Annotated in this window: 21 protein-coding genes; 15 read left to right on the plus strand and 6 right to left on the minus strand. The window is 70.7% G+C overall.

Features of this window, described 5'->3' with window-relative positions:
* The first annotated feature begins 379 nt into the window (after positions 1-379).
* Together ACFHWT_RS13055 and ACFHWT_RS13060 are read left to right on the plus strand one after the other, a co-directional pair.
* Positions 380-1,636: an alpha/beta fold hydrolase gene (locus ACFHWT_RS13055; protein ID WP_416594865.1), complete on the plus strand. Its 1,257-nt coding sequence runs from the start codon at positions 380-382 to the stop codon at positions 1,634-1,636.
* 16 nt (positions 1,637-1,652) lie between these two features.
* The gene (locus ACFHWT_RS13060; protein ID WP_416594866.1) at positions 1,653-2,576 is read left to right on the plus strand and encodes an NAD-dependent epimerase/dehydratase family protein; all 924 of its coding nucleotides are present in this window, start codon (positions 1,653-1,655) and stop codon (positions 2,574-2,576) included.
* Positions 2,577-2,581: 5 nt separating this feature from the next.
* On the opposite strand, the gene ACFHWT_RS13065 is transcribed toward ACFHWT_RS13060, so the two are convergent.
* Complete coding sequence (locus ACFHWT_RS13065; RefSeq protein ID WP_416594867.1) at positions 2,582-3,178, minus strand: hypothetical protein; 597 nt, start codon at positions 3,176-3,178, stop codon at positions 2,582-2,584.
* Positions 3,179-3,383: 205 nt separating this feature from the next.
* Here ACFHWT_RS13065 and ACFHWT_RS13070 point away from each other — a divergent pair, with 205 nt between their 5' ends.
* The 12 genes from ACFHWT_RS13070 (at position 3,384) to ACFHWT_RS13125 (ending at position 17,122) form a co-directional block, all read left to right on the plus strand.
* Positions 3,384-4,727: an efflux RND transporter periplasmic adaptor subunit gene (locus ACFHWT_RS13070; RefSeq protein WP_416594868.1), complete on the plus strand. Its 1,344-nt coding sequence runs from the start codon at positions 3,384-3,386 to the stop codon at positions 4,725-4,727.
* An 80-nt stretch (positions 4,728-4,807) separates the two neighbouring features.
* Positions 4,808-6,007: an efflux RND transporter periplasmic adaptor subunit gene (locus ACFHWT_RS13075; protein ID WP_416594869.1), complete on the plus strand. Its 1,200-nt coding sequence runs from the start codon at positions 4,808-4,810 to the stop codon at positions 6,005-6,007.
* Positions 6,004-6,747, plus strand: a complete 744-nt coding sequence (locus ACFHWT_RS13080; protein ID WP_416594870.1) for an ABC transporter ATP-binding protein — start codon at positions 6,004-6,006, stop codon at positions 6,745-6,747. The genes ACFHWT_RS13075 and ACFHWT_RS13080 overlap by 4 nt, the downstream gene beginning before the upstream one ends.
* The gene (locus ACFHWT_RS13085) at positions 6,735-7,934 is read left to right on the plus strand and encodes an ABC transporter permease (RefSeq protein WP_416594871.1); all 1,200 of its coding nucleotides are present in this window, start codon (positions 6,735-6,737) and stop codon (positions 7,932-7,934) included. Before ACFHWT_RS13080 ends, ACFHWT_RS13085 begins: the two co-directional genes overlap by 13 nt.
* An 11-nt stretch (positions 7,935-7,945) precedes the next feature.
* Positions 7,946-8,443 carry a hypothetical protein gene (locus ACFHWT_RS13090; protein ID WP_416594872.1) on the plus strand — a complete coding sequence of 166 codons (498 nt, stop codon included), beginning with the start codon at positions 7,946-7,948 and terminating at the stop codon, positions 8,441-8,443.
* A 106-nt stretch (positions 8,444-8,549) separates the two neighbouring features.
* A complete protein-coding gene (locus tag ACFHWT_RS13095) occupies positions 8,550-10,739 on the plus strand; it encodes a molybdopterin oxidoreductase family protein (RefSeq protein WP_416594873.1) in 2,190 nt (729 codons plus the stop codon).
* Between the two features lie 14 nt (positions 10,740-10,753).
* A complete protein-coding gene (locus ACFHWT_RS13100) occupies positions 10,754-11,101 on the plus strand; it encodes a molybdopterin oxidoreductase (protein ID WP_416594874.1) in 348 nt (115 codons plus the stop codon).
* 1 nt (position 11,102) lies between these two features.
* A complete protein-coding gene (nirB, locus tag ACFHWT_RS13105; RefSeq protein WP_416594875.1) occupies positions 11,103-13,589 on the plus strand; it encodes a nitrite reductase large subunit NirB in 2,487 nt (828 codons plus the stop codon).
* Complete coding sequence (locus tag ACFHWT_RS13110; protein ID WP_416594876.1) at positions 13,586-13,960, plus strand: Rieske (2Fe-2S) protein; 375 nt, start codon at positions 13,586-13,588, stop codon at positions 13,958-13,960. Before nirB ends, ACFHWT_RS13110 begins: the two co-directional genes overlap by 4 nt.
* A gap of 201 nt (positions 13,961-14,161) precedes the next feature.
* Positions 14,162-15,526, plus strand: coding sequence for a NarK family nitrate/nitrite MFS transporter (locus ACFHWT_RS13115; RefSeq protein ID WP_416594877.1), 1,365 nt, complete (start codon positions 14,162-14,164; stop codon positions 15,524-15,526).
* Between the two features lie 11 nt (positions 15,527-15,537).
* Positions 15,538-16,782, plus strand: coding sequence for a phosphoribosylamine--glycine ligase (purD, locus tag ACFHWT_RS13120; protein ID WP_416594878.1), 1,245 nt, complete (start codon positions 15,538-15,540; stop codon positions 16,780-16,782).
* 64 nt (positions 16,783-16,846) lie between these two features.
* A complete protein-coding gene (locus ACFHWT_RS13125; RefSeq protein ID WP_416594879.1) occupies positions 16,847-17,122 on the plus strand; it encodes a DUF2795 domain-containing protein in 276 nt (91 codons plus the stop codon).
* 30 nt (positions 17,123-17,152) lie between these two features.
* Here the strand turns inward: ACFHWT_RS13125 and ACFHWT_RS13130 are convergent, their stop codons facing one another.
* The 5 genes from ACFHWT_RS13130 to ACFHWT_RS13150 form a co-directional block, all read right to left on the minus strand.
* Positions 17,153-18,733 (minus strand): AMP-binding protein, encoded by a 1,581-nt coding sequence (locus ACFHWT_RS13130; protein WP_416594880.1) that lies wholly within the window; start codon positions 18,731-18,733, stop codon positions 17,153-17,155.
* Positions 18,734-18,827: 94 nt separating this feature from the next.
* Positions 18,828-19,280 (minus strand): SCP2 sterol-binding domain-containing protein, encoded by a 453-nt coding sequence (locus ACFHWT_RS13135; protein ID WP_416594881.1) that lies wholly within the window; start codon positions 19,278-19,280, stop codon positions 18,828-18,830.
* Between the two features lie 93 nt (positions 19,281-19,373).
* Complete coding sequence (locus tag ACFHWT_RS13140) at positions 19,374-20,339, minus strand: methyltransferase (protein ID WP_416594882.1); 966 nt, start codon at positions 20,337-20,339, stop codon at positions 19,374-19,376.
* Complete coding sequence (locus ACFHWT_RS13145) at positions 20,336-21,127, minus strand: PIG-L deacetylase family protein (protein ID WP_416594883.1); 792 nt, start codon at positions 21,125-21,127, stop codon at positions 20,336-20,338. The genes ACFHWT_RS13140 and ACFHWT_RS13145 overlap by 4 nt, the downstream gene beginning before the upstream one ends.
* A 1,022-nt stretch (positions 21,128-22,149) precedes the next feature.
* Positions 22,150-22,692 carry a hypothetical protein gene (locus tag ACFHWT_RS13150; RefSeq protein WP_416594884.1) on the minus strand — a complete coding sequence of 181 codons (543 nt, stop codon included), beginning with the start codon at positions 22,690-22,692 and terminating at the stop codon, positions 22,150-22,152.
* Between the two features lie 75 nt (positions 22,693-22,767).
* On the opposite strand from ACFHWT_RS13150, the gene ACFHWT_RS13155 reads away from it, so the two are divergent.
* Positions 22,768-24,078, plus strand: coding sequence for a hypothetical protein (locus ACFHWT_RS13155; protein WP_416594885.1), 1,311 nt, complete (start codon positions 22,768-22,770; stop codon positions 24,076-24,078).
* The last annotated feature ends 44 nt before the right edge of the window (positions 24,079-24,122 follow it).

Raw genomic sequence — 24,122 nt, forward strand, 5'->3', positions numbered from 1 at the left:
CCACCCAATACCGAAACTACTCAACCGAGCTCAAGACGAACCGCGTCGGTGGATCGAGGCTGAGGGGTCATCTCATCTCCCTGGCGATCTCGCGGATCAGAGCAAGCGAGTCCTGGGAGCTTAACGCGCGCTCACGGGTCTCCGCGAAGGTCACCACGTAGTCAGTTACCTGCGAGGAAGGATCATGGCCAGTGCTCTTTCCGGCGGAGTCGGTGATCGCCGCTACATTGACTCTGCTCGAAACTCTACAGCATTTCTGTCGGGTCTGAAACAGTGCGACCATTCGTAGCGCCGCTGACCAGGGCGTCCTGGTCGCCGCCAGGCGGTGGCCAAGATCGTCCGTCGAGGGCCGGGCGCGCACCGGGGGTACGCTCAGCCGATGGCCGGCGACACCTACCGCTTCGGCGAGTACGAACTGGACATGGCCCGCTACCAGCTGCGGCGATCCGGTGAGCCGGTCCACGTGGAGCCCCGGGCACTCGACCTCCTGCAGTACCTCATCGAACACCGGGACCGGGTGGTATCGAAGAACGAGCTGCTAGACCAGGTGTGGGGCGACCGTTTCGTCAGCGAGGCGGCGCTGACCACCGGGCTGCGTACCGCCCGGATCGCCGTCGGTGACACCGGCCGTCACCAGCGGCTGATCCGGACCGTGCACCGGCGGGGGTACCAGTTCGCGGCACCAGTGACGGTGACCCGGGCCGGTGACCCCGCCGCCCCCGGACCGCAGCCGGCCGCGTACCCGACCCGACCGGCACCGGCCCGGTCTGTGGTCGCCGGGGAGGCCGGCGGCGCGGACCGCCAGATCGTCCGGTTCTGCCGGGCCGACGACGGCACCCGGATCGCCTACGCCAGCGTCGGTTCGGGTCCGCCGCTGCTCAAGGCCGCCAACTGGATGACCCATCTCGATCTGGAGTGGACCACCCCGGTGTGGTCGCACTGGCTCAACGGGCTGGCCCGGGACCGGCAGCTGGTCCGCTACGACGAGCGGGGGTGCGGCCTGTCCGACTGGGACGTGCCGAGCTTCTCTTTCGACGACTGGGTCGACGACCTGGACACCGTGGTCGAGGCGGTGGGGCTGGACCGGTTCCCGCTGCTCGGTGTCTCCCAGGGCGGTGCGGTAGCGGTCGCGTACGCCGTGCGCCGGCCGGAGCGGGTCAGCCGGTTGATCCTCGCCGGCGCGTACGCCCGGGGCCGCCAGGTCCGGGCCCGCAGCCAGGCCGAGCGGGACGAGGCGGCCCTGGATCTGAACCTGGCGCGGGTCGGTTGGGCGCACCAGGACCCCAGTTTCCTCGGTGTCTTCGCTTCCCAGTTCCTGCCCGAGGGCACTCCGGAGGAGTTGGAGGAGTTCATCGGCTTTCAGCGGCGGACCACCTCGGCGGCGAACGGGGTCCGGTTTCTGGAGGAGTTCGCCCGGATCGACGTCTCGGACATCGCCCACCGGGTGCAGTGCCCGACATTGATCCTGCACTGCCGCGACGACATGCGGGTGCCCACCTCGCAGGCCAGCGAGCTGGCCACCCTCATCCCGGACAGTCAACTGGTGCTGCTGGACAGCCGCAACCATCTGCTCACCGCGTCCGAGCCGGCCTGGCCGGAGTTCCTGGCCCAGATCGACGCCTTCCTGACCGATTGACCAGCGGAGAGCCAGCATGAGGATCCTTGTCGTGGGCGGGTCCGGCCTGATCGGTACCCACGTCGTCGACCTGCTGCGCGAGCGCGGCCACGCGGTGACCACGGTGGCGCGGACCGCCCGTACCGGGGTCGACCACGTGCTCGACGTCGAGACCGCCTCGGTCGACGACCTGCGGCCGCTGCTCACCGGCCACGACGGCGTCGTGTACGGCACCCGGGTCGACGAGCAGCGGGTGCTCCCCGCGCCGATCCATCGCGTGCTGCGCAGTGAACTCGTCGATCCCGTGGCGCGGCTGTTCACCGCTGCCCGGCACGCCGGCCTGACCCGTGGGGTCCTGTTCGGCTCCTACTACACCTACCACGACCGGCTTCGTCCCGAGTGGCGGCTCGGCGAGCGGCACGCGTACATCCGGTGCCGGCTGGAACAGGCCCGGCAGGTGCGGACGGCGGCCGGAACCGACCTGCCGGTCACCGTGCTGGAGCTGCCGTTCGTCTTCGGCCGAGCCGGTGACCGGCTACCGAACTGGGCCGGTCCGCTGGACCGGTGGGCACGGTCGGCGGCGCCGCTGCTGGTCCCGGTCGGCGGAACCGCCGCGGCCTCGGCCGGCAGCGTCGCCGTCGCGGCGGTCGACGCGATCGAGGGAGCGTACGGCGGGGACGTTCCGGTCGCCGACGCCAACCTGACCTGGGTCGAGATGCTCGGGCGGATCGCCGAGGCGGTGGGCCGGCCCCGCCCGGTCCGGCGGCTGCCCGCCGGTGCGGTCCGCGTGGCCCTGCGGGCCGGCGGCGCGCTGCAGGCGCTCGCCCGCAGGGAATCCGGGCTCAACCCCGCTCACCTGGCCGACCTGCTCCTCGCCGAGCTGTTCATTGAGCCGCTGACCGGCCGGTCGCTCGAACCGTCGTTGCAGGAGACCTTCGGCGCGTCACCTGCCGGCAGGTGAGCGGGTCACTCGGCCGGCTGCAGGGGTTCGCAGGCGGCCAGCGCCGCGGCGACGGTCGGGTCCGAGGAGTCCAGGTCGTCAACCCACTCGACGTCGTTCTCCGCCAGGCAGTTGCGGTACGCGACGATGCCGCTGGCGTCCGCCCCGTTCTCGGTGCCGCCGCCGGGTCCACGGGCCGGTAGCTCGGACTGACACGCCTCCTGCGCCGCCGCCCAGGTGTCGTCGTCGACGTCGTCAGGTCGGAGCATGTCGCCGAATCCGCCGCCCATCCTGCCGCCACCCGGTCCCGCACCACCTGGCGCGCCGGATGGGAACCCCGACGGCGCGCCGGACGGCAACCCCGACGGCCGGTCGCCGGGCTGCCCCGACGGCATCCCGTTCGGGGCACCACGTCGGAAACCACCTCCGGCTTCGGGAATCTCCACGCCGTCGACCCCGTTGTCCCGCAGGCAGTCCACGTACTCCGCCACGGCTCCGGCGCCAGCTGCCGCGGTTTCGCTGTCCGAGTCCGGGTCGGACGCTCCACAGGCGGCAAGTATCAGCAGACAGATGGCTCCGGCAGTGCCCCACATCGAACGACTGAGCGCAACGTGCACGATCATGCCCTCCCCATCAGATGGCCCGCGACGGACGTCGCCGGTGCGGGCGTCAGCAGAGCTGACGAACCTCCGCGTCGCGTCAGGGTTTGCTGTGACCGCGCTGGGATGGCGACCAACGCGGGGCGGGCACAGGCGAACCGGAGGTTCACAGGAAACGTCGAGCTGCCACCGAGCCGGTTCTGAGCCGGTGCCGGAACACTCCCCGATCATGAAACTCGGCCCCATCAGGGCGCTGGTCAGCCGGCTGCCCGCGAGTCGGCGACTTGTCGCCGTGGCGGCCGGTGCGGCGCTGATCCCGGCGGGTGCCGTCGCCTACGCGGTCGCCGTCCCGACGAGCACCGACGACGCCGTACCCGTAACCATGACGCAGGTGGACAGAGGGACGGTCACCGTTGCGATCGCCGCGACCGGGTCGGTCGCACCGGCCGAGGACCGCCAGCTCGGCTTCGCGGTTACCGGCACGGTGACCAGGCTGGACGTACGGCTCGGGCAGGACGTCGCCGCCGGTGACGTGCTCGCTGCCATCGACGACAGCAACGCGGCGGCAGCTGTCGAACAGGCTGAAGAGGCGCTGACGGCAGCCCAGCAAGGCTTCGCCGAGGCGCAGGCGGACGCCCGCACGGACGGGACGGACACCGACGTGAGCACCGGGTGCACGACGACCGCGCTGGCGTCCTGGACCGCTCCCGATCCCGACCCCACCACCAGCCCGACGCCGGAGGCGACTCGGTCGGCCACCCCGGACCCGTCCCCTACTGTCGGCACCACCACCCCGCCGGCACCTTCGCTCACCGCGTCCGTACCGGCGGGATCGCCCACCCCGGCCCCACCGGCCCCACCGGCGAACTCGCCGGCCGCGCCCACCGGCGACCCTGGGGACCGGGCCGACGGTTCCGACAGCGGTTGCGGTAGGGCGGCGGACGGGCGCTCCGGCGGAGACCCGGTGCTGCGGGCCCGGCAGCAGGTCACCGCGGCGCAGCTGCGACTCGCCGCTGCCGAGGACGACCTCGCCGGTACGGTGATCAGCGCTCCAATCGACGGCAAGGTGCTCGGTGTCTCCGGCACCGTCGGCAGCACGGTACGGGCCGGTGACACCTTCATCGAACTCGGCGCGGTCGCCCAGATGCAGGTGACCGCGAGCTTTCCCGAGGCCGACGCCGCGCGGTTGTCGGTCGGCCAGCCGGCCGTCGTCACCCTGGCCACCCGGCCGGGCGAGGAGTTCCCCGCCCACCTCGGTCAGGTCGACCCGGTGGGCAGCGTCGACGGCCAGCTGGTGCGCTACGGCGTGATCGTCGACTTCGACGACGTCCCGGCCGGCCTGCTGGTCGGTCAGAGCGCCGGGGTACGGGTCGTCGTCGACGAGGTGACCGACGTGGTACGAGTCCCGGTCACCGCGGTGAGCCGCAGCAGCGTCGGCGGCGAGGACATCGTCGTCGTGCGGGACGGATCCGGCGTTGAGCAGCAGCGGGTGGTGACCGTGGGCGTCCGCGGCGACCAGTACGTCGAGGTCATCGACGGGCTGGCGGTCGGCGACGAAGTGGTGGATGGGTGATGCGATCCGCCGGTCGACTCTCAGCCGCCACCGAGCCCGCTCCGAGTCCGCGTCGAGGAAGTCACTAGAAGCTGTCCGCCATGCCTGTGCGTCGCCTCGCCGGCCTTCGCCGGCCGTTGATCCTCAATGCGGTTCTTGTCCTGGCCGTACTCGGCCTGCTCGGCTGGACATACCACACAGTGGTCGGGCCGGACAACACCGCTGTCGCCGCCGGCTCGGCGGCAACCGCGACCGTCGTCGTCGAGCAGGCCACGGTCACGGCGACGGTCACCGCCTCCGGTTCGGTACGCAGTGCGAAGACGGCGGTCGCCGACTTCGTCACCGGCGGCACGGTCACGGAGATCCTGGTGTCCGTCGGGCAGCAGGTCGACGAGGGCGCGGACCTCGCCCGGGTCGACGACACGGTGGCCCAGCGGGAACTGGACGCCGCGCGGGCCGACCTCGACGCCGCGCAGGACGCCCTCGACACCGCCGAGGTCGCTGGCGTGTCGACGGCTGACGCCGTCGCCGCGGTGACCGAGGCGGAACTCGCGGTCGACGAGGCGCAGGCGGCCGTTGACGGCACGACGTTGACAGCCCCGGTGGCCGGTACGGTCGTCGCGGTCAACGGCAGCGTCGGCGCGTCGGCGGGTGGCGGCACCGGGTCGTCGTCGGCGGGTGGCGGCACCGGGTCGTCCTCGTCGTCGGGTGCCAGTGGGTTCGTGGATCTGGCCGACTTGACCCAGTTGGAGGTGACCGCCTCGGTGTCGGAAACCGATGCGACGCGGCTCGAGACCGGTCAGCCGGCGACCGTACGGTGGAACGCGCTGCCGGACACCGAAGCCACCGCGAGCATCGGGGTCATCGACCCGAACGCGACCACCACCAACGGCGTGGTGAGCTATCCGATCACCCTCGACCTGGACTCGCTGCCCGAAGGCGTCCGGCCTGGACAGACCGTGGAAGTGACGGTGGTCGTCGGCGAGGCGGTGGACGTGCTGACCGTCAGCCCGGCCGCGCTGACCGGCACCGGCACCCGGCAGTCGGTCACCGTGCTGGTCGACGGCGCACAGGTCAGCCGTACCGTCGAGGTCGGCCTGCAGGGCGACGACGCGGTGGAGATCATCTCCGGGCTGGCCGTCGGCGAACAGGTGGTGGTCGTCATCCCCACCGAGTCGGAGAGCGGGTCCGGCGGCTTCCCCGGTGGCGGCGGGTTGACCGGCGGTGGCGGCTTCCCCGGTGGGGGCGGACCGGGTGCCGGTGGCTTCTCCGGTGGCGGCAGGCCGGGCGGTGGCCGGTGAGCCCGGTTCTGGACGTACGGGACGTGACCAAGGTGTACGGCGTCGGTGAGTCGGCAGTCGCCGCTCTGCGGGGCGTGTCGCTGCAGGTCGACCGGGGTGAGTTCATCGCCGTGATGGGCTCGTCCGGCTCCGGCAAGTCGACGCTGATGAACATCCTCGGCTGTCTGGACGTGCCCAGCACCGGCCGCTACCTGATCGACGGGGTGGACGTCAGCCGGCTCACCGAGCGGCAGCTGGCCATGGTCCGTAACCGCCGGATCGGCTTCGTCTTCCAGTCGTTCAACCTGATCCCGCGGACCACCGCCGTGGCGAACGTCGAGCTGCCGCTGGCGTACGCCGGGGTCCGTCCGTCCGTGCGACGTCGGCGGGCGCTGGCCGCGCTCGACCTGGTCGGGCTGGCCGGACGGGCTGGGCATCTGCCGAATCAGCTCTCCGGCGGCCAGCAGCAGCGGGTCGCGGTCGCCCGCGCGTTGGTGACCGAACCGGCGCTGGTGCTGGCGGACGAACCGACCGGAAACCTGGACAGCGCGTCCACCGAGGAGGTGCTGACCATCTTCGACCAGCTCAACGCCGACGGCCGCACCATCATGCTGATCACCCATGAACCGGAGGTCGCTGACCGGACCCGCCGGCTGCTACGGGTCCGCGACGGGCGGATCGTCTCCGACGACCGACGACACGGTGCCGGTCAGCCGGGTGCGGGCAGCCCGTACCGGGAGGTCGCCCAGTGGGGCCGGTAGAGATCGTCCGCTCCGGGCTGCGCGGCATCGGCGCGAACAAGCTGCGTTCGGCGTTGACCACACTCGGCATCCTGATCGGCGTGGCCGCGGTGATCCTGCTCGTCGCCGTGGGCAACGGGTCGGCGCAGGCGGTCAACGAGCGGATCGAGGCACTCGGCACCAACACGATCACCGTGTCGGCGTCCGGCGGTGGCGGCGCCGGGCTGACCGTCGCGGTCGCCGAGGCGCTGCACGATCCGGTGCTCGCCCCGGACGTCCGTTCGGTGTCGCCGGTGGTCAGCACCTCGGCGACGCTCACCTACGGCGACGCCGACCATTCCGTCGGGCAGTTCGTCGGCAGCTACCCGAGCTACCTGGCGGCGTCGAACACGCCGGTCGGCGCGGGGGTCACCTTCACCGAAGCCGATGTCGCGCAGGGCCGCCGGGTGGCGCTCGTCGGGCAGACCGTGGTCGACGAGCTCTTCGCCGAGGCGGATCCGCTGGGCAGCCAGATGATGGTCGACGGCACCCTGTTCACCGTGGTCGGCGTGCTCGCCGAGAAGACCTCCACCGGCGGACTGCAGGACGCCAACGACCTGGTGGTGGCGCCGTTGACCGCGGTGCGTCAGACATTGACCGGGTACGGGTCGATCAACTCGGTGCTGGTGGAGGCGGCTGGGCCGGACCGGGTCGACGCCGCGCAGGCACAGGTCAGCGCGATCCTGGACCGCAAGCTGGCCACGGACGGCGCCGCCGTATCCGGCGGCTCCTCGTACCGGATTCAGAACGCGTCACAGCTGCTGGAGACGCAGGCGTCGACGGCGGAGACGTTCACTGTGCTGCTCGGCGCGGTCGCGGCGATCAGTCTGCTGGTCGGCGGGATCGGCATCACCAACATCATGCTGGTGACGGTGACCGAACGGACCCGCGAGATCGGTGTCCGCAAGGCGCTCGGCGCCCCACCCGGCACCATCATGGCCCAGTTTCTCGTCGAGGCGACGCTGCTCAGCGCGCTCGGCGGCGGGGCGGGGGTCGCGGTCGCGGTGATCGGCAGCCGGTTCACCATCGTCGGGGTGGAACCGGTGATCGTGCCGAGTTCGGTGCTGCTGGCGCTGGGTGTGTCGGTGGCGATCGGCCTCTTCTTCGGCAGCGTCCCGGCCCGCCGGGCGGCGAACCTGCGACCCATCGACGCCCTGCGGTACGAGTAGGTGACCGACCGATGACAACTGGTGGAGATGACGTGCGCGACGACGACACCGGATGGCTGGTTGCGGCGACGCCCAGGCCGTGGACGAACCGGCTCACTCCGTGGCTGGTCGCCGTGCTGATGTCGGTCGCCGGGTTCGCCGTCGGCGTGGCGGTGCCGTCCAACGACGACACCGGCGCGGGTGCCAGGCCCGGACTGCGAGGATCCGGCGCCGGGCAGTTCCAGCCGGGGGCGGGGCAGTTCCAGCCGGGCGGCGCGGCCGACGCGACGGGTGCGGAAGGGGGCGGCCCGCAACCGGCAGCGGTCGGCACGGTCAAGCTGGTCGACGGCGACACGGTGTACGTGGAGACCGAGGCCGGGGAGGTGGTGATCGTGCGCACCGATGGCGGGACGGCCGTCCGGGTGCCTGGTGACCTCGACGGGTTGGCCGTCGGCGCGTCGGTGTCGGTGGACGGCGAGACGGCGACCGACGGCACCGTCAGCGCCGAGTCGATCGTCGCCGGTGGCTGACAACCGACTGCGATCACATCCAGGCCTACAAGATCAACAGTAGTTGGCAACACTTATGTGACGCGGGCAACACGATAGCGCAACGTCGATTTCCCACTCTTGGGCGATGGGCGACCACGGCAGTCCCGACCTGGGCCCGAGCGTGCCGACCCACTGCCCGTACTGTTCGCTGCAGTGCGGTGTACGGATGCGGCCGGCACCGCCCCGACCGCCCGTCATCGAGCCGGCGGACTTCCCCACCAACCGGGGCGGGCTGTGCGCCAAGGGCTGGAGCGCGCCGGAACTGCTCGACCACCCCGACCGACTGCTCACCCCGCTGGTGCGCGCCGACCCGGCCGACCGGCGCAGCCCGCTGCGCCCGGCCAGTTGGGACGAGGCCCTCGACCGGATCACCGCCGCTGTACAGACCAGCCAGCACCGGTACGGCGCGGCCAGCGTCGGCCTGTTCGGCGGCGGCGGGCTGACCAACGAGAAGGCGTACCAGCTCGGCAAGTTCGCCCGGGTCGGGCTGCGTACCCCGCACATCGACTACAACGGCAGGTTCTGCATGTCGTCGGCGGCCATCGCCGGCAACCGGGCCTTCGGCATCGACCGGGGCCTGCCGTTTCCGCTGGCCGACATCGCCGACGCCCGCGCCGTGCTGGTCGTCGGCGGCAACCCGGCCGACACCATGCCGCCGGCGATGCAGTACTTCGACGCCGGCCGGGCCGCCGGAGCGGTCCACATCGTCGCCGACCCGCGCCGCTCGGCGACCGCCCGGGGCGCCGGCATCCACCTGCCGGTGGCGCCCGGCACCGACCTGGCGTTGGCCAACGGGCTGCTGCACATCGCCATCCGGGCCGGCCACGTCGACCAGGCGTACGTGCGGGACCGCACCACCGGGTTCGACGCGGTCCGCACCGCCGTCGCCGGCTACTGGCCGGACCGGGTGGAGCGGATCACCGGTGTGTCCGAGGAGTTGCTGCAGCGTACGGTGCACGCGCTGGCCACCGCGCCGACCGCGATGATCCTCACCGCCCGCGGTGCGGAGCAGCACAGCAGCGGTACCGACACCGCCCAGGCGTACATCAACCTCGCGCTCGCCCTCGGGCTGCCCGGCCGGCCCGGCAGCGGCTACGGCACCATCACCGGGCAGGGCAACGGCCAGGGCGGCCGGGAACACGGCCAGAAGGCCGACCAGCTCCCCGGCTACCGGCGTCTCGACGACCCGGCCGCCCGCGCCCACGTCGCCGCCGTGTGGGGCGTCGACCCGGCCGACCTGCCCGGCCCGGGGGTCTCCGCCATCGAGATGATCGACCGGATCGGTACCCCCGGCGGGGTGCGCACGATGCTGGTGTTCGCCTCGAACATCCTGGTCTCCGCGCCCGACCGGGACCGGGTCGCCGACCGGCTGGCCGCGCTGGACTTCCTCGCGGTGTCGGACATCTTCCGGTCCGAGACGGCCGCCGTCGCCGACGTGGTGCTGCCCACCGCCCAATGGGCGGAGGAGGAGGGCACCATGACCAACCTGGAGGGTCGGGTGCTGCGCCGCCGCCGGGTGCTGCCACCACCGGACGGGGTACGCGACGACCTGAGCGTGCTGGCCGCGCTCGCCGACCGGCTCGGCCGGGGCAAACACTTCTCCGCCGACCCGCAGACCGTCTACGACGAGCTGCGCCGGACCAGCGCCGGCGGGATCGCCGACTACGCCGGCATCAGCTACCAGCGGATCGAGGCCGAGGACGGGGTGTTCTGGCCGTGCCCGGCCGACGACCATCCGGGTACGCCGCGACTGTTCACCGAACGGTTCGCCACCGCCGACGGGCGGGCCCGGTTCATCCGGGTGGAGCACCGGGATCCGGCCGAACTGCCCGACCGCAGTTACCCGTACCTGCTCACCACCGGCCGGATCATGGGCCAGTACCAGAGCGGCAACCAGACCCGCCGCTCGCCGTCGCTGGCCAGCACCGCCGGCGATCCGAAGGCCGAGATCCACCCCGACCTGGCCCGCCGGCTCGGCATCGGCACAGCCGACCTGGTCGAGTTGACCACCCGGCGGGGCCGGGCGGTGTTCCGGGCGTACCTGACCGAGCACATCCGCCCCGACACCGTCTTCGTGCCGTTCCACTGGGGCGGACTGGCCAGCGCCAACGCCCTGACCGATCCGACGTTGGACCGGTATTCCCGGATGCCGGCGTTCAAGGTCTGCGCGGTCGCGGTCCGCCGCCTTGCCGGACCCGACGGAGTCGGCCGGGCCACCGCCGGCCCGGCCGGAGCCGGCCCGAGCAGCGCCGCCCCGGACGATTCCGCCACCTGACGAAGGGACCCACGATGCAGTCGACCCCACGTTTCCTGCAAGGAGTGTTCGCGTTCGACGGCAAAGGGTTGGACACGCCGCTGCCGTTGGACGGCAGCCTGCGCTACACGGTGCCGGACGGGCTGGTCGCGCAGACCGTCTACTTCCGGGGCGGCAACAGCAGCGGCGAGCTCGTCTACGTCCTGCTGCTGCGCGACGGCGACCCGATGCGCTACTTCCCGATCGGTGCCCGCGACGCGGTGCACGTGCCGTTGCGGGTGGTCGAGGACCTCGACAGCGGCACCGTGGTGGAGCTGCAGGTCGCCGCGCCGGCCGGCACCACCGGCACCGTCGTGCTCGATCTCGGCCTGGTGGAGGTGTGAGGTGACGCAGCGACGACCGCAGTTGGTGGTGGTCGGCAACGGCATGGCTGGTGCCCGTACCGTCGAGGAGATCATCGACCGGGTCGGCCCGGACCGCTACGAGATCACCATGTTCGGCGCTGAACCGTACGGCAACTACAACCGGATCCTGCTGTCCAACGTGCTCTCCGGTGCCGAGGAAGAGGATGGCATCTTCCTCAACAGTCTGCCCTGGTACCAGGAGAACGGCATCACCCTGCGGGCCGGCGTGGAGGTCACCCGGATCGACCGGTTCGCCAGGACGGTGCACGCCGCCGACGGCAGCGCCACCCCGTACGACAAGTTGGTCATCGCCACCGGCAGCGTGCCGTTCGTGCCGCCGATCGACGGCGCCCACCACCCACGACGCGGCTTCCACCAGGGCGTGTTCACCTTCCGCACGCTCGACGACACCCGGGCTATGATCCGCTACGCCCGCGACCACGAGCGGGCGGTGGTGATCGGCGGCGGCCTGCTCGGCCTGGAAGCCGCCCGCGGCCTGCAGCAGTACGGCGTGTCGGTGACCCTGCTGCACGCCGCCGGGCATCTGATGAACGCCCAGCTCGACGCCACCGGCGGGGACATCCTGCGGCGCAGCGTCGAACGGCTCGGCATCGACGTGGTCACGAAGGCCCGTACCGAACGGATCCTCGGCCGCGACGCCGTCGAAGGGGTCCGGCTCGCCGACGGGCGGACATTCGCCGCCGACATGGTGGTGATCGCCGCCGGGATCCGACCCAACACCGCGCTCGCCCAGGTCAGCGGCCTGCCGGTGGAGCGGGGAATCATCGTCGACGACCACCTGCGGGTGCTCGACGAGCCGGACATCTACGCGGTCGGTGAGTGCGTGCAGCACCGTGGCCAGACGTACGGCCTGGTCGCGCCGCTGTGGGACCAGGCGAAGGTGCTCGCCGGCCAGCTCACCGGCACCGACCCGACGGCGGCGTACCACGGCTCGCGGACCGCGACCAAGTTGAAGGTCGCCGGCGTCGACGTGGCCGCCATGGGGGTGACCGCGCCGGAACGCGACGACGACGAGTTCGTGGTCTTCGCCGAACCCCGGCGCGGCGTCTACAAGAGCGTGGTGGTCCGCGACGACCGGCTGATCGGTGCCACCCTGGTCGGGGACGTGAGCAAGGTCGGCTTCCTGATGCAGGCGTTCGACCGGGGTTCGCCGCTGCCCGAGGAGCGGGTCCGGCTGCTGTTCGACCTCGGCGGGCCGCCGGCCGAGGTGTCCGCCGCCGAACTCGACGACGACGCCCAGGTCTGCAACTGCAACGGGGTCAGCAAGGGCGCGCTGGTCGCCACCGTCGCCGGCGGGGTGCGCACGGTGAGCGGGGTGATGGACGCCACCCGGGCCGGCAAAGGGTGCGGCTCGTGCAAGAGCCTGGTCGGCCAGATCGTCGAGTGGGCCGCCGGTGGCGAGGTCGCGGAGGACCCGGCAGCCAACTGGTACGTGCCCGGGGTGCCGATGGACAAGCCGACCCTGATGGCCGAGATCCGCGCCCGCCGGCTGCGCAGCGTGTCGGCGGTGTTCGACGCGCTCGCCGACGGGCGCGAGGACGCCAGGAGCAAGATGGGGCTGGTGTCGCTGCTGCGGATGATGTGGGGCGACGAGTACGTCGACGAGCGCGGTGCCCGGTTCATCAACGACCGGGTGCACGCCAACATCCAACGCGACGGCACCTTCTCGGTGGTGCCGCAGATGAAGGGCGGCTGCACCACCCCGGCCCAGCTGCGCCGGATCGCCGACGTGGCCGAGAAGCACCAGGTGCCGTTGGTCAAACTGACCGGCGGGCAGCGCATCGACCTGCTCGGCGTCCGCAAGGAGGACCTGCCGCAGGTGTGGGCCGACCTGGACATGCCGTCCGGGTACGCGTACGGCAAAAGTTTCCGGACCGTGAAGACCTGCGTGGGCAGCGACTTCTGCCGGTTCGGCCTGGGCGACTCGACCGCGCTCGGCATCGCGATCGAGGAACGGTTCCAGGGGCTGGAGGCGCCGGGCAAACTCAAACTGGCGGTCACCGGGTGCCCGCGCAACTGCGCCGAGGCGTACGTCAAGGACCTCGGCGTGGTCGCGATCGAGGGCGGCCGGTGGGAGATCTACGTCGGCGGCGCGGCCGGTGCCCACGTACGCAAGGGCGACCTGCTGGCCACCGTCGACACGCCGGCTGAGGTGATGACGCTGACCGGCCGGTTCCTGCAGTACTACCGGGAGAACGCGAACTGGCTGGAACGCACTTACGCGTTCGTGCCCCGGGTCGGCGTCGACCGGCTGCGGGAGCTGATCGTCGACGACGTCGACGGCCTCGGCGCCGGACTAGACGAACGGATGGCGGCGGCGGTGGCCGGCTACCGGGATCCGTGGCGGGAACGGGACGCCCCGGCGACGCCGGGCCAGTTCCGGACCGCGTTGCCGCTGGTGCCGCTGCCGGCGGTACCGGTCCGCGCCGAGAGCAGCCGGTCGTGACCGCGGTCGAGGACGGCCGGCTGGTCGAGCACCCGATCGGACCCGGCGACGACATCCCACCCGGCGAGGGCCGGGCCTATCCAATCGCCGGTGACCTGGTGGCGGTGTTCCGGCTGACGTCGGGGCAGTTGCGTGCGGTGTCGGCGGTCTGCCCGCACGCCGGCGGACCGCTCGCCGACGGGCTGATCGACGCCGAGGTGGTTGTCTGCCCGCTGCACCAGCACGTCTTCGAGTTGGCGACCGGATGCTCACGCACCGGGCAGCCGGCACTGCGCAGCTATCCGGTCCGGCAGGACCCGGCCGGTGTGGTGTGGGTCTCGGTGCCGGCGACACGGGTCTCGGCACCGCCTGCCGGTGGCGACGCCCGGTAGATCTCACAACGTCGGGGCCGGACCGGTGCGAACCACGACCACGCCCCGACATCACCGTTTTCCACGCCAGGAAACATTCGGTTCATAACCTGATTCCCCAATGCCACCCCGGCCGATGCCGATCATCGCCGATCCGCAAACGTCGCTCGGCAGCATCTCGATCGCCACCCTACGGCACCCGATGGCTAAGGAGCCAACCTGATGGCCAACGAGACAGTCAACGCGGAGACCATCGAGACCCGCCCCCAGGAGAGCCGGAAACGGTGGATCGCCCATTGGGAGCCGGAGGACCCCACCTTCTGGCGTACGGTGGGCCGGCCGGTGGCCCGGCGCAACCTCATCTTCTCCATCTTCGCCGAACACATCGGCTTCTCGGTGTGGCTGCTCTGGAGCATCGTGGTGGTGCGGCTGAGCAGCGCCGGATGGGACCTAAGCGTCAGCCAGACGCTCTGGCTGACCGCCGTACCGAGCGGTGTCGGAGCGTTCCTGCGGCTGCCCTACACCTTCGCGGTGCCGATCTTCGGCGGCCGGAACTGGACGGTCGTCTCCGCCCTGCTGCTGATCATCCCGTGCGCCGGTCTCGCCTGGGCGGTCAACAATCCGGAAATCGGGTACGGCACCCTTCTGGTGATCGCCGCGACAGCCGGATTCGGCGGCGGAAACTTCGCATCCAGCATGGCCAACATCTCGTTCTTCTACCCGGAACGGGAAAAAGGCTGGGCGCTCGGCCTGAACGCCGCCGGCGGCAACATCGGCGTCGCGGTGGTGCAGTTCCTGGTGCCGAAGGTGATCGTGCTCGGCGGTGGGCTGGCGTTGTCCCGGGCCGGTCTGATGTACATCCCGCTGGCGGTCATCGCGGCGGTCTGCGCCTACCTCTACATGGACAACCTGGCCGAGGCGAAGGCGGACGTCGAACCGGTCTGGTCGTCGCTGCGCCACCCCGACACCTGGATCATGTCGCTGCTCTACATCGGTACGTTCGGCTCGTTCATCGGCTACTCGGCGGCGTTCCCGACCCTGCTGAACGCGGTGTTCGACCGGCCGGACATCGCGCTCGGCTGGGCGTTCCTCGGCGCCGGGATCGGCTCGGTCGCCCGGCCGCTCGGCGGTCGGCTCTCCGACCGGATGGGCGGCGCCCGGGTGACCGCGGCCAGCTTCGTCGTCCTCGCCGCCGGTGCCTACGCGGCCCTGTGGGCGGTGCAGCAGCAGAACCTGGGCGTCTTCTTCGTCAGCTTCATGGTGCTGTTCGTCGCCACCGGCGTCGGCAACGGGTCGACGTACCGGATGATCTCGAAGATCTTCCGGGTGAAGGGTGAGGACCGGGGCGGCTCTGCGGAGACGATGCTGCGGATGCGCCGGGAGGCGGCCGGCGCGCTCGGCATCATCTCGTCGGTCGGCGCGTTCGGCGGCTTCCTGGTGCCGATCTGCTATGCCTGGGCCAAGTCGACGTACGGCAACATCGAGCCGGCGCTGCGTTTCTACGTCGTGCTGTTCGTGGTGATGCTGGCCGTCACCTGGTTCGCCTATCTGCGGCGGGGTTCCCGGATGGCGCAGGCCGGCGTCTAGGATCGGCCGTTGTGCGCGTACTTCTCATCGGCAGCGGCGGACGCGAGCACGCGCTCGCGTCCAGCCTGGCCGCCGACCCCGCCGTCGACCAGTTGATCGCAGCTCCGGGCAATCCGGGCATCGCGGAGGTGGCCGAGCTGCGCCCGGTCACCGCCACCGACCCGCAGGCGGTCGCCGCGCTCGCTGTCGAGGTGGCGGCCGACCTGGTCGTGGTCGGCCCGGAGGCGCCGCTGGTCGCCGGGGTCGCCGACGCGGTACGCGCCAAGGGAATCGCCTGCTTCGGGCCGTCCGGCGCCGCCGCCGTCCTGGAAGGCTCCAAGAGCTTCGCCAAGGACGTGATGGCCGCCGCCGGGGTGCCGACCGCCCGCGCCGTGACCTGCCGGAACGCCGACGAGGTGGCTGCCGCGCTGGACGCCTTCGGCTCCCCGTACGTGGTGAAGAACGACGGGCTGGCGGCCGGCAAGGGGGTGGTGGTGACCGACGACCGGGCCGCCGCCCTCGGCCACGCCGAATCGTGCGGGCAGGTGGTGGTCGAGGAGCACCTGGCCGGGCCGGAGGTGTCGCTGTTCGTCGTCACCGACGGCACGGCGGCGGTGCCGCTGCTGCCCGCCCAGGACTTCAAGCGGGTGGGCGTCGGCGACACCGGCCCGAACACCGGCGGCATGGGTGCGTACGCGCCGCTGCCGTGGGCGCCGCCGGACCTGGTGGACCGGGTGATGACCGAGGTGGTGCACCCGACGCTGGCCGAGATGCGCCACCGGGGCACCCCGTTCGCCGGGCTGCTCTACGTCGGGCTGGCGGTCACCGCCGCCGGCCCCCGGGTGATCGAGTTCAACGCCCGGTTCGGCGACCCGGAGACCCAGGTGGTGCTGGCGCTGCTGGAGACCCCGCTGGCCGGCCTGCTGCACGCGGCGGCGACCGGTACGCTCGCCGACCACCCGCCGCTGCGTTGGCGGGACGGGGCAGCGGTGACCGTGGTGCTCGCGTCGGCCGGTTACCCGGCGGCGGCCCGCACCGGCGACGTGATCACCGGTGCCGGGCAGGCCGGGATCAGCCACGCCGGCACCGCCCGCGACGCCACGGGGCAGTTGGTCTCGGCCGGTGGTCGGGTGCTCAGCGCCACCGGCGTCGGTGCCGACCTGGCCGGCGCGCGGGACGCCGCGTACCGGCTGCTGGCCGGGGTCGACCTGCCCGATGGGCACTTCCGGGCGGACATCGCCCTGGCCGCCGCCGAGGGCCGGATCACCCTGACCTGACCCGGGTGCCGGATCACCCCGTGCCGGCCGGATAGCGGCCCGCTCGGCGGGTACGCCCCGGCGCATGGGGACGAGCTACCAGGACGTGCTGGACAGCCTGAACGAGCTGGACTTTCCCGCTGACAAGGAAGAGATCGTCGCGGAGGCGCGGCGGGTCGGCGCCAGCCCCGGCGTGGTACGCGCGTTGCGCGGCCTGCCGCCGGTCGAGTACGCCAACCGTACGGAGGCGGCCCGCTCGGCGCACATCGACGCCGCGCCGGAGCAGGACCCGGCCCAGCGGGCGGCGCGGGCGCGGTTCCGGGACCACCAGCGGGTGGCTCAGCATCTGCGCCAGCCGTGAGTGCCGGGGTTCACAAGTCCGGGCCGGGGGTCAGCTGCCCGAGGGCCGGGGCAGGTCCCGGGTGACCACCTTGCCGGCGGCGTTGCGCGGCAGCGCCGACAGGAAGATCACATGCCGGGGTACGGCGAACCGGGCGCGGTAGCGGCGCACGTACTCCCGGACCGCCTCGGCGTCGAGCGTCTCCTCCGGATGCAGCATCAGGTACGCGGCGAGCCGCTGGCCGTACTCCGCGTCGGGTAGGCCGACCACCGCGGCCTCGCGTACCTGCGGTAGCTGGGCCAGCAGGTCGGCGACGTCGGACGGGAAGACGTTCTCCCCGCCGGAGACGATCATGTCGTCGGCCCGGCCACCGACGAAGAGCAGCCCGTCGGCGTCGACGTGGCCGAGGTCGCCGGTGCCGAGCAGCCCGTGCCGGCGTTCGGCGGTGCCGTCGTCGCTGGTGGTGTAGCCGTCGAAGAGCAGTTCGTTACCGACGAAGATCTGCCCGACCTGCCCGGTCGGCACCGGTTCGCCGCCCGGCCCGAGCACCGCCAGCCGGGTGCCGTACGGCGGCCGGCCGGCGGTGTTCGGCGCCCGGCGCAGGTCGGCCGGGGTGGCGATGGCCGCCCAGGAGACCTCGGTCGACCCGTACAGGTTGTAGAGCACGTCGCCGTACCGGTCCATGAACCGGGTGGCGATGCCGCCGCCGAGCGCCGAACCGCTGACCGCGACCACCCGCAGCCCGGTCGGCCGCCGCCGCAGCGCCGGTACGTCGTGCAGCAGTCGTTGCAGCATCACCGGTACGGCGAACAACGCGGTGCAGTCGTGCCGGTCGACGGCGGCCAGCGCGGCGGCCGGCTCGAAGCGCCGGTGCAGCACCACCGTGGCCCGCAGCGCGAAAGCGATCTGCAGGGCGGCGTACCCCCAGGTGTGGAAGACCGGTGTGGCGATCATGATCCGGTCGTGGACCCGTAGCGGGATCCGGTCGATGATCGACGCCAGCGGTCCGAACCCGGTCGGGGTGCGCCGCCGGGCACCCTTCGGGGTGCCGGTGGTGCCGGAGGTGAGCACGATGATGCGGCCGTCGCGGCGCGGCGGTTCCAGCCGGATGTCCGTCGGCGCGTCGCGCAGCAGCTGCGCCACCCGGGTCTCGTCGACCCGGACCACCCCGGTGTCGACCTCGACCACCTGCTCGCCGAATTCGCGGTCGTGCAGCAGTACCCGCAGCCGCTGCTCGTCGGCGACGGCGGCGAGCTGCGGCCCGGCCAGCCCGGTGTGCAGCAGCACGGTGTCCGCGCCGAGTAGCCCGGCGGCGACCATAGCGGCCACCATGTCGGGGTGGTTGCGGCAGAGCAGGCCGATCCGGTCACCGGCGGAAACATCCAGTGCGGTACGTAGCGCGCCGGCCAACCGCTCGGCGCGGTCCAGCAGCTCCCGGTAGGTCAGCTGTTGTCCGCCGTCGTCGATGAGCGCGACCCGGCGTGGATCGCGGGCGGCGGCCTGCCGCAGTTCGCCGACGAGAGTGAACCCCCAGCGACGCAGCGCGGCGAGTTGGGCGACGGTCCGTACCGGCGAGCCGGGGGTGAGCACCCCGCGTCGGGTCAGCGTGGAAATCAGGAACGGCAGGTCCACCGGAAAACACCCCCAGCTGCGGGCGTGACCGGTCGGAGGGATGGTCGACCCCGCTGATACAGGACACGTATCAGGCGGGGCTACGGATCGGAGGTCAGCTCTTGGGGATGTCGAACAGGTTGGGGATCTGGGCGGCGAGTCCGAGATCGCCCTTGGCCTTGAGTTTGCCGGTCATGAACATCATCATCGGGTTCGCGGTGCCGCCGACAACCTTGAGGAAGTCGACCGGTCCGAGGGTCAGGCTCAGTCGCGGTTCGCGCTCGGCGGTCGGGGAGACGACGCAGGTGCCGTTGTCGACGACGATCTCGTAGGTGTCGGTGCCGCCGTCCGGCCGGCCGGTGATGTTCCAGTGGATCACCGCGCTGGTGGCGCCGGCCTTCTCCGGACGGAACAGGGTGGGCATCCGGTTGAACACCTCATCGAGGACCTTGCCGCGCAGGTCGCCCTGCATCACCTCGGCGATCTTGGAATCCGGGGTGGTCTTGACCAGCTTGCTGAACTCCTTGGCGTCGATGGACGCGAAGTTGGCCGGGTCGAACTCGGTCATCGCATACCCTCCCGATCGGAACGTCGAGCCTACCTTAGCGTAAGGTTACGCGTCGGTAGGTTTGGCCGGTGGGCTTGACGCAGATCGGGCAGGTCAGTGCGCCAGCAGCTGGTCCGTCGCACCGAGCAGCGATCCCGGGTCCTCTTCGTAGCGGTCGTGGTACGGCCACTCGGTCTCGACGAGGCCTACCGGGCCCGGCGCGATCACCAGCCATCCCCGCTTCCATTCGCCGCCGCTGCCGGTCGTCCGCCGCTGGGAGACGAAAATCTGGACTCGCAGCCCGTGCTCGGTCAGCCCGAGCCAGTCGGCGAGCCGCTCCCGGAAGGGATCGCCCGGATAGTCGTTCATCGCGAGGTTGACCTCGACGACGCCACCGGACTCCAGCTTCCGGGGCACTTCCCGGAAGAACTTCTGCAGGATTGGTTCACCGGCCTCGAGGAGGTCGACGAACTCGTTGCCCTCCTCGTTCGTTGGTGAGTTGAAGACGATCCGGGAGAAGCGCCCCTCGGCTGGCTCGAACAGGTCCCCCTCGTCGAAGGTGGCATTTGTCAGCCCGTTGAGTGCGGCGTTGAGCCGCGACAGGGCGACGGCACGCGGGTTGACGTCCAGCCCGAGAACTGCGTCGTACCGGTCGGCGAGCACCAGAGAGAGCACCCCGGAGCCGCAACCCATGTCCAGCGCACGGGTACCGCCGCGGCCGAGCATCAGCCGGATCAGCAGGTCCGCTTCCCAGAGCGGGTCGATGTACCAGCGGTGTTGCACGTCCTCATCGACGTCCGGGTCAGTCAGCACCACGACGCCGTGTAACTGGTGGCCTCGCAGCGGGGACGACAGATGCCGACCGTCGTCGAGTGCGATGCCACTGTCCAGCAGCACTCGCCGGCAATCCGCACCGATCTGCGCGGCCAGTTCGTCCGGGTCGACCGCGATGCCGCAGAGCAGATCAGCCAGGGGTGTCTCCCTCTCGCCGCCGATCACTTTCCGCATTGCGTCGCCGAGTTGCTGAAGTGCCGCCGCATCGGCACGTTCCGGGTGAATGGCTGAACCACCGACGATCATGCGCTACTCCTGGGAGTTGGTTCCAGAGCTGGGATGGAGGCGGAGGTCGACCAAAAGACCTCCTGGCGTAGTGGCCCCTCCCAGGCCAGGAAGTGAGGATGGTCCACGGCGAGACCTGCCAGCTGCGAGGCATGGCAGCGGAGCATGGCGATCTTCAGCCGCATGGTGGGGTCGTCGAGGCGGGCGATCCGTGGGCTTGCCCCGTCCACGAGGTGGGCCAGGGTGGCCAGCTGCGGCTCCCACTGGTCGGCGGTAGGTCGCTCGGCGTCGGGTGCGTCCCAGCCGGAGCCGAACGCGTACGGGCAGTCGGCGTAGAAGATCAGAGGGCAATCGGCATCGGTTCCGGCGACAGCGGCCAGAACGGCGTCCCGGGTGCCGACATGGTCTGGGTGGTCACCGATACCGACCGGGATCCACAGCCGCACGTCCCGCCGGACGTGCGGCCGGATCAGGCCGGCGAGCGCCGACACCACCATTTCCGACGGGAAGCCGCTGCGGTACGGCGCATCCGGGACCGGAAGGTGCATCACCGAGTTGCCTGCGACCGCTGCGGCGGCTCGATCCTCGGCGGCCCGTCCTTCGGCGGCGGCGGGACCCGACTCGAAGCCACACAGACGGTCCCACTCCTCATGGCTCTCCTCATGGTTCTCTGTCGGTACGCCGCCACACACGGTGATGAGGAGCGTGGAGTGCCCGGCACGCAGTGCCGAGGTTGCCGAGAGCACGCCATCGTCAAAATGCGGCGAGACGACGATGTCCGTTATCGCCGAGTAGTCCTGGTCGGGCATTCGGCGCCCTTTCGAGGGATGGTGGGCGGAGGCCAGGCTGGACCGTTTGACGCGATTGTGGCAGCGGATATCCCCAAGTGAGGTCGACTTTGTTGTGCGGTGGCGAAGTTCCGGCGGGGTTTGATACTAAGATGGAGCCGAATGGGCGTCAAGCAATCCGATGGTGGCTTTGTCGGTGTCTGATATGGGCGGTTGGCGCATATCCGCCAGTATGTCCGTCCGATTTAAATTGGTGCGGATCTTTCGGAGTGGTGGTTGCTGCCAGGCTCCGTACGTCTTCGAGCGCACGGACGAAGTCCAGTAGGACGAAGCTCGGTACGATGTGGAATCCGCACTGGTGGCGGGGCGGCCTCGGTCCGACCGCACCGATCCGGGCCCGGACGCCGGTCATCTGCCTGGACTGTGCGGTCAGTGAGCGGTGTCGTCGGCCACTCCTAGCGCCTGGAACGCGGTCTCTGTGCGTAGCCCGCCGGTGCGCCCGTCCGCAGCGACCGGTTGTCGACGCGGTGGATGACGCCCGCGGTCCGCGCCGCATGGCAGCGTGCCAGGTGGACGCGCCGACCGCCCGGCGGGCGAGGGTCAGGGCGGTGATGGTGGAATGCCGGAGCAGTCGGGAATACGTTAGGAATCGGACGCGTCCACGTGGGTGCGGGCAGATCGCCGATTCCGGGTTGAGTCGGCCGGCTAAACTGCTCATGTGGACGTTTCCCAATCACGCTGTTAAAGTCAGGGCCGGGTGTACGCCTCGTAACGTTGGGTGGCGATGCGATCGACCGATGGCGATGCCGCTGGCCGGTACCGAGCTGCCTGGCCGCCGATATGCATGTGCATGACGTTGAGCGCACCATTCATGCTCGCCTCACAGTGCCGTGCGTGAACCGGAGGGCGCACGTAGACCGTGGGTAGTCGATCGGTGTATTTGGAAATGTGCCATCGCTGCCCTGGCCAACGAAAGCCCTCTTGACTGTTCCGGTCACATCTGATTTCGAGAGTCGAGGGAAATGGCCATGAAGAACTTCCGATTAGCTTCCCTGGTCGAACGTATGTCGCGCGGAGGGCCGCCGACCGCGCTCGACCCGACGGAGCGTTCCCGAATGTCGCGTGGGACGAAAACCGAGGTCGACTGGACCGGGATTCACAACCCGGACTTCGTCGCACTCGGGCTCGGTGGAACCAACATGATGGCGATGTTGTGGTCGGTCGCCAACGGCCGCCGGTGCGTCGGCGTCGAGCTGCGCGGCGACCCTTCCCTCGGTGTCCACTGGAACATCCGGGAAGACTTTTGGCATCACCTCGGCCTCATCGACCAACTGATGCTGGATCGGTACGGCGAGGAGCGCATTCCCCGTAAGGGCGATGGTCGGCTCTTCAAGCTCCGGGAGACGTTCTACAGTGCGGTCACCGACCCCGGTGACGTGTACGCCGACGAGATCATCGCCGGCGGCGAGGATTCGCACGTATCGGGGCTCATTCACCACACCGAGTTCATCGACGACCGGTGGTCGGCAGGCAAACCGGAACGGGTGCTGACCATTCTGCAGCCCGCCAAGCCACCAGCCGAGCACGACCCGAGCAAGGTCGGGCGGGATGTCATCGAGGTCCTCGACGGTCCATCCACCTTCCAGGCCGGCGCCTCCGAGGTGCTGATCATGCTGCGCCGCTACCTCGAGTTGATCGAGGAGATGGACATCGCCGCAGGCGTCCCGCCGCGGGTACGCCTCTTTCTCTCACACCGGGTCGCGATCGGCGACGAGGGAGACGGCGACGGCTTCCTCAAATGGATGCGGCAGGAAGACGGGTTCGTCAGTCTGCCCGACGGGCGCAAACGACTGATCATCGAGGAGGTCCAGGAACTGGACTACCGCGGCCGGTACCGCCGGATCCGCAAGCCAGGCAGCCCGCTGATCGACTTGGGCGTCCCCGAGTTGTTCATGATCGCGCAAGGCTTCGACAGCAGTGACGCCGACCGCCTCGGTTTCCGTCAGGAGGATGTCGCGGTCGATCACCACGACGGTCGAGGGCCGGTCGTTGCCCAGGCCGACTACCTCGCAGGCTACCTCGAGTTGCACGTCGGTGGCCGGTTGCGGCGGCGGATCGCGTCCGAGTTCGACCGCGAGGGGAACGAGTACTGGGTTCGCCAGATCGCGGTAGGCCACGAGGACGATCCCGAGGTGGGCTGGATTCTGGTCCAAGTGCCGGACTTCAAGACTTTCGATCCGATCCTGGCCGGGCTGGTCCCCGCCGGTACACCGAAACGGGCCAAGGAGTACCTCAACGCGTATCAGCAGTTGTTGCGCGAGTTCTACCTGGAGCAGGTTTCGCTGATCACCGAGATCCCTGTGGCGGAGCTCGACAAGGTCCAGGCTCCGTACGGTCCGAAGCTGTTCAGCCTGGTGGAGCGGATCGGCGCCGACGCACTGGTCGCCGCCAACGGCGTCGTGGCCGGCGACTCCTTCGGCAACGGCCACTTCATGACCAGCGGTGGTGCGATCACCGGCATGGTGGGGCACGGCTCCCGGGTGCTGCGGTACTGGCAGGCGCGCGACGCCGGGATGGACCGCTCAGCGGCGATCCGGGCCTTGGCCGACCAGATCAAGGCCGACACCCTCGGTTGGCTCCAGGCCAGTGCCCAGGAGTTCAGCCAAGCCGTGCCGATCAACTTCGGCGAGGAGCGGATCAAGGAGATCGAGAAACAAAGCGGACGTGCCTCCAGCGAACGAGCGAACACGATCGACGCGACCCGCCGGCACCGGCATTCGCTCGTGCCGCTCGACCCGTCAGATTGGCGACGCCTCTCGGTACGCAGCGGCCGCCTGCACAGCAGCGAACTACCGCCGCTGATGACGACCCATCCTGAACAGCGCCGGGTCATGCCCGCAACCGAAGATGACGCATCGACGGGTGGCGACATTCGGGAGACCGTCGCGGTCGGGGCCGGTTCGGAATCGTGAGCCTGCTCAACCAACCCCGCGGCGACTCCTACGGCGGTTCGGGC

It is taken from the genome of Micromonospora sp. LOL_021 (genome assembly GCF_048060215.1).
GTDB lineage: Bacteria > Actinomycetota > Actinomycetes > Mycobacteriales > Micromonosporaceae > Micromonospora_E.

Bases quoted from the DNA above. Each gene is read 5' to 3' on its own strand.
- ACFHWT_RS13125 (WP_416594879.1), top strand. From the start codon at position 16,847: ATGGGGACGAGCTACCAGGACGTGCTGGACAGCCTGAACGAGCTGGAC.
- ACFHWT_RS13075 (WP_416594869.1), top strand. From the start codon at position 4,808: ATGCCTGTGCGTCGCCTCGCCGGCCTTCGCCGGCCGTTGATCCTCAAT.
- ACFHWT_RS13100 (WP_416594874.1), top strand. From the start codon at position 10,754: ATGCAGTCGACCCCACGTTTCCTGCAAGGAGTGTTCGCGTTCGACGGC.
- ACFHWT_RS13135 (WP_416594881.1), bottom strand. From the start codon at position 19,280: ATGACCGAGTTCGACCCGGCCAACTTCGCGTCCATCGACGCCAAGGAG.
- ACFHWT_RS13055 (WP_416594865.1), top strand. From the start codon at position 380: ATGGCCGGCGACACCTACCGCTTCGGCGAGTACGAACTGGACATGGCC.
- ACFHWT_RS13090 (WP_416594872.1), top strand. From the start codon at position 7,946: ATGACAACTGGTGGAGATGACGTGCGCGACGACGACACCGGATGGCTG.
- ACFHWT_RS13065 (WP_416594867.1), bottom strand. From the start codon at position 3,178: ATGATCGTGCACGTTGCGCTCAGTCGTTCGATGTGGGGCACTGCCGGA.
- ACFHWT_RS13145 (WP_416594883.1), bottom strand. From the start codon at position 21,127: ATGCCCGACCAGGACTACTCGGCGATAACGGACATCGTCGTCTCGCCG.
- ACFHWT_RS13095 (WP_416594873.1), top strand. From the start codon at position 8,550: ATGGGCGACCACGGCAGTCCCGACCTGGGCCCGAGCGTGCCGACCCAC.
- ACFHWT_RS13140 (WP_416594882.1), bottom strand. From the start codon at position 20,339: ATGATCGTCGGTGGTTCAGCCATTCACCCGGAACGTGCCGATGCGGCG.
- ACFHWT_RS13060 (WP_416594866.1), top strand. From the start codon at position 1,653: ATGAGGATCCTTGTCGTGGGCGGGTCCGGCCTGATCGGTACCCACGTC.
- ACFHWT_RS13115 (WP_416594877.1), top strand. From the start codon at position 14,162: ATGGCCAACGAGACAGTCAACGCGGAGACCATCGAGACCCGCCCCCAG.
- ACFHWT_RS13070 (WP_416594868.1), top strand. From the start codon at position 3,384: ATGAAACTCGGCCCCATCAGGGCGCTGGTCAGCCGGCTGCCCGCGAGT.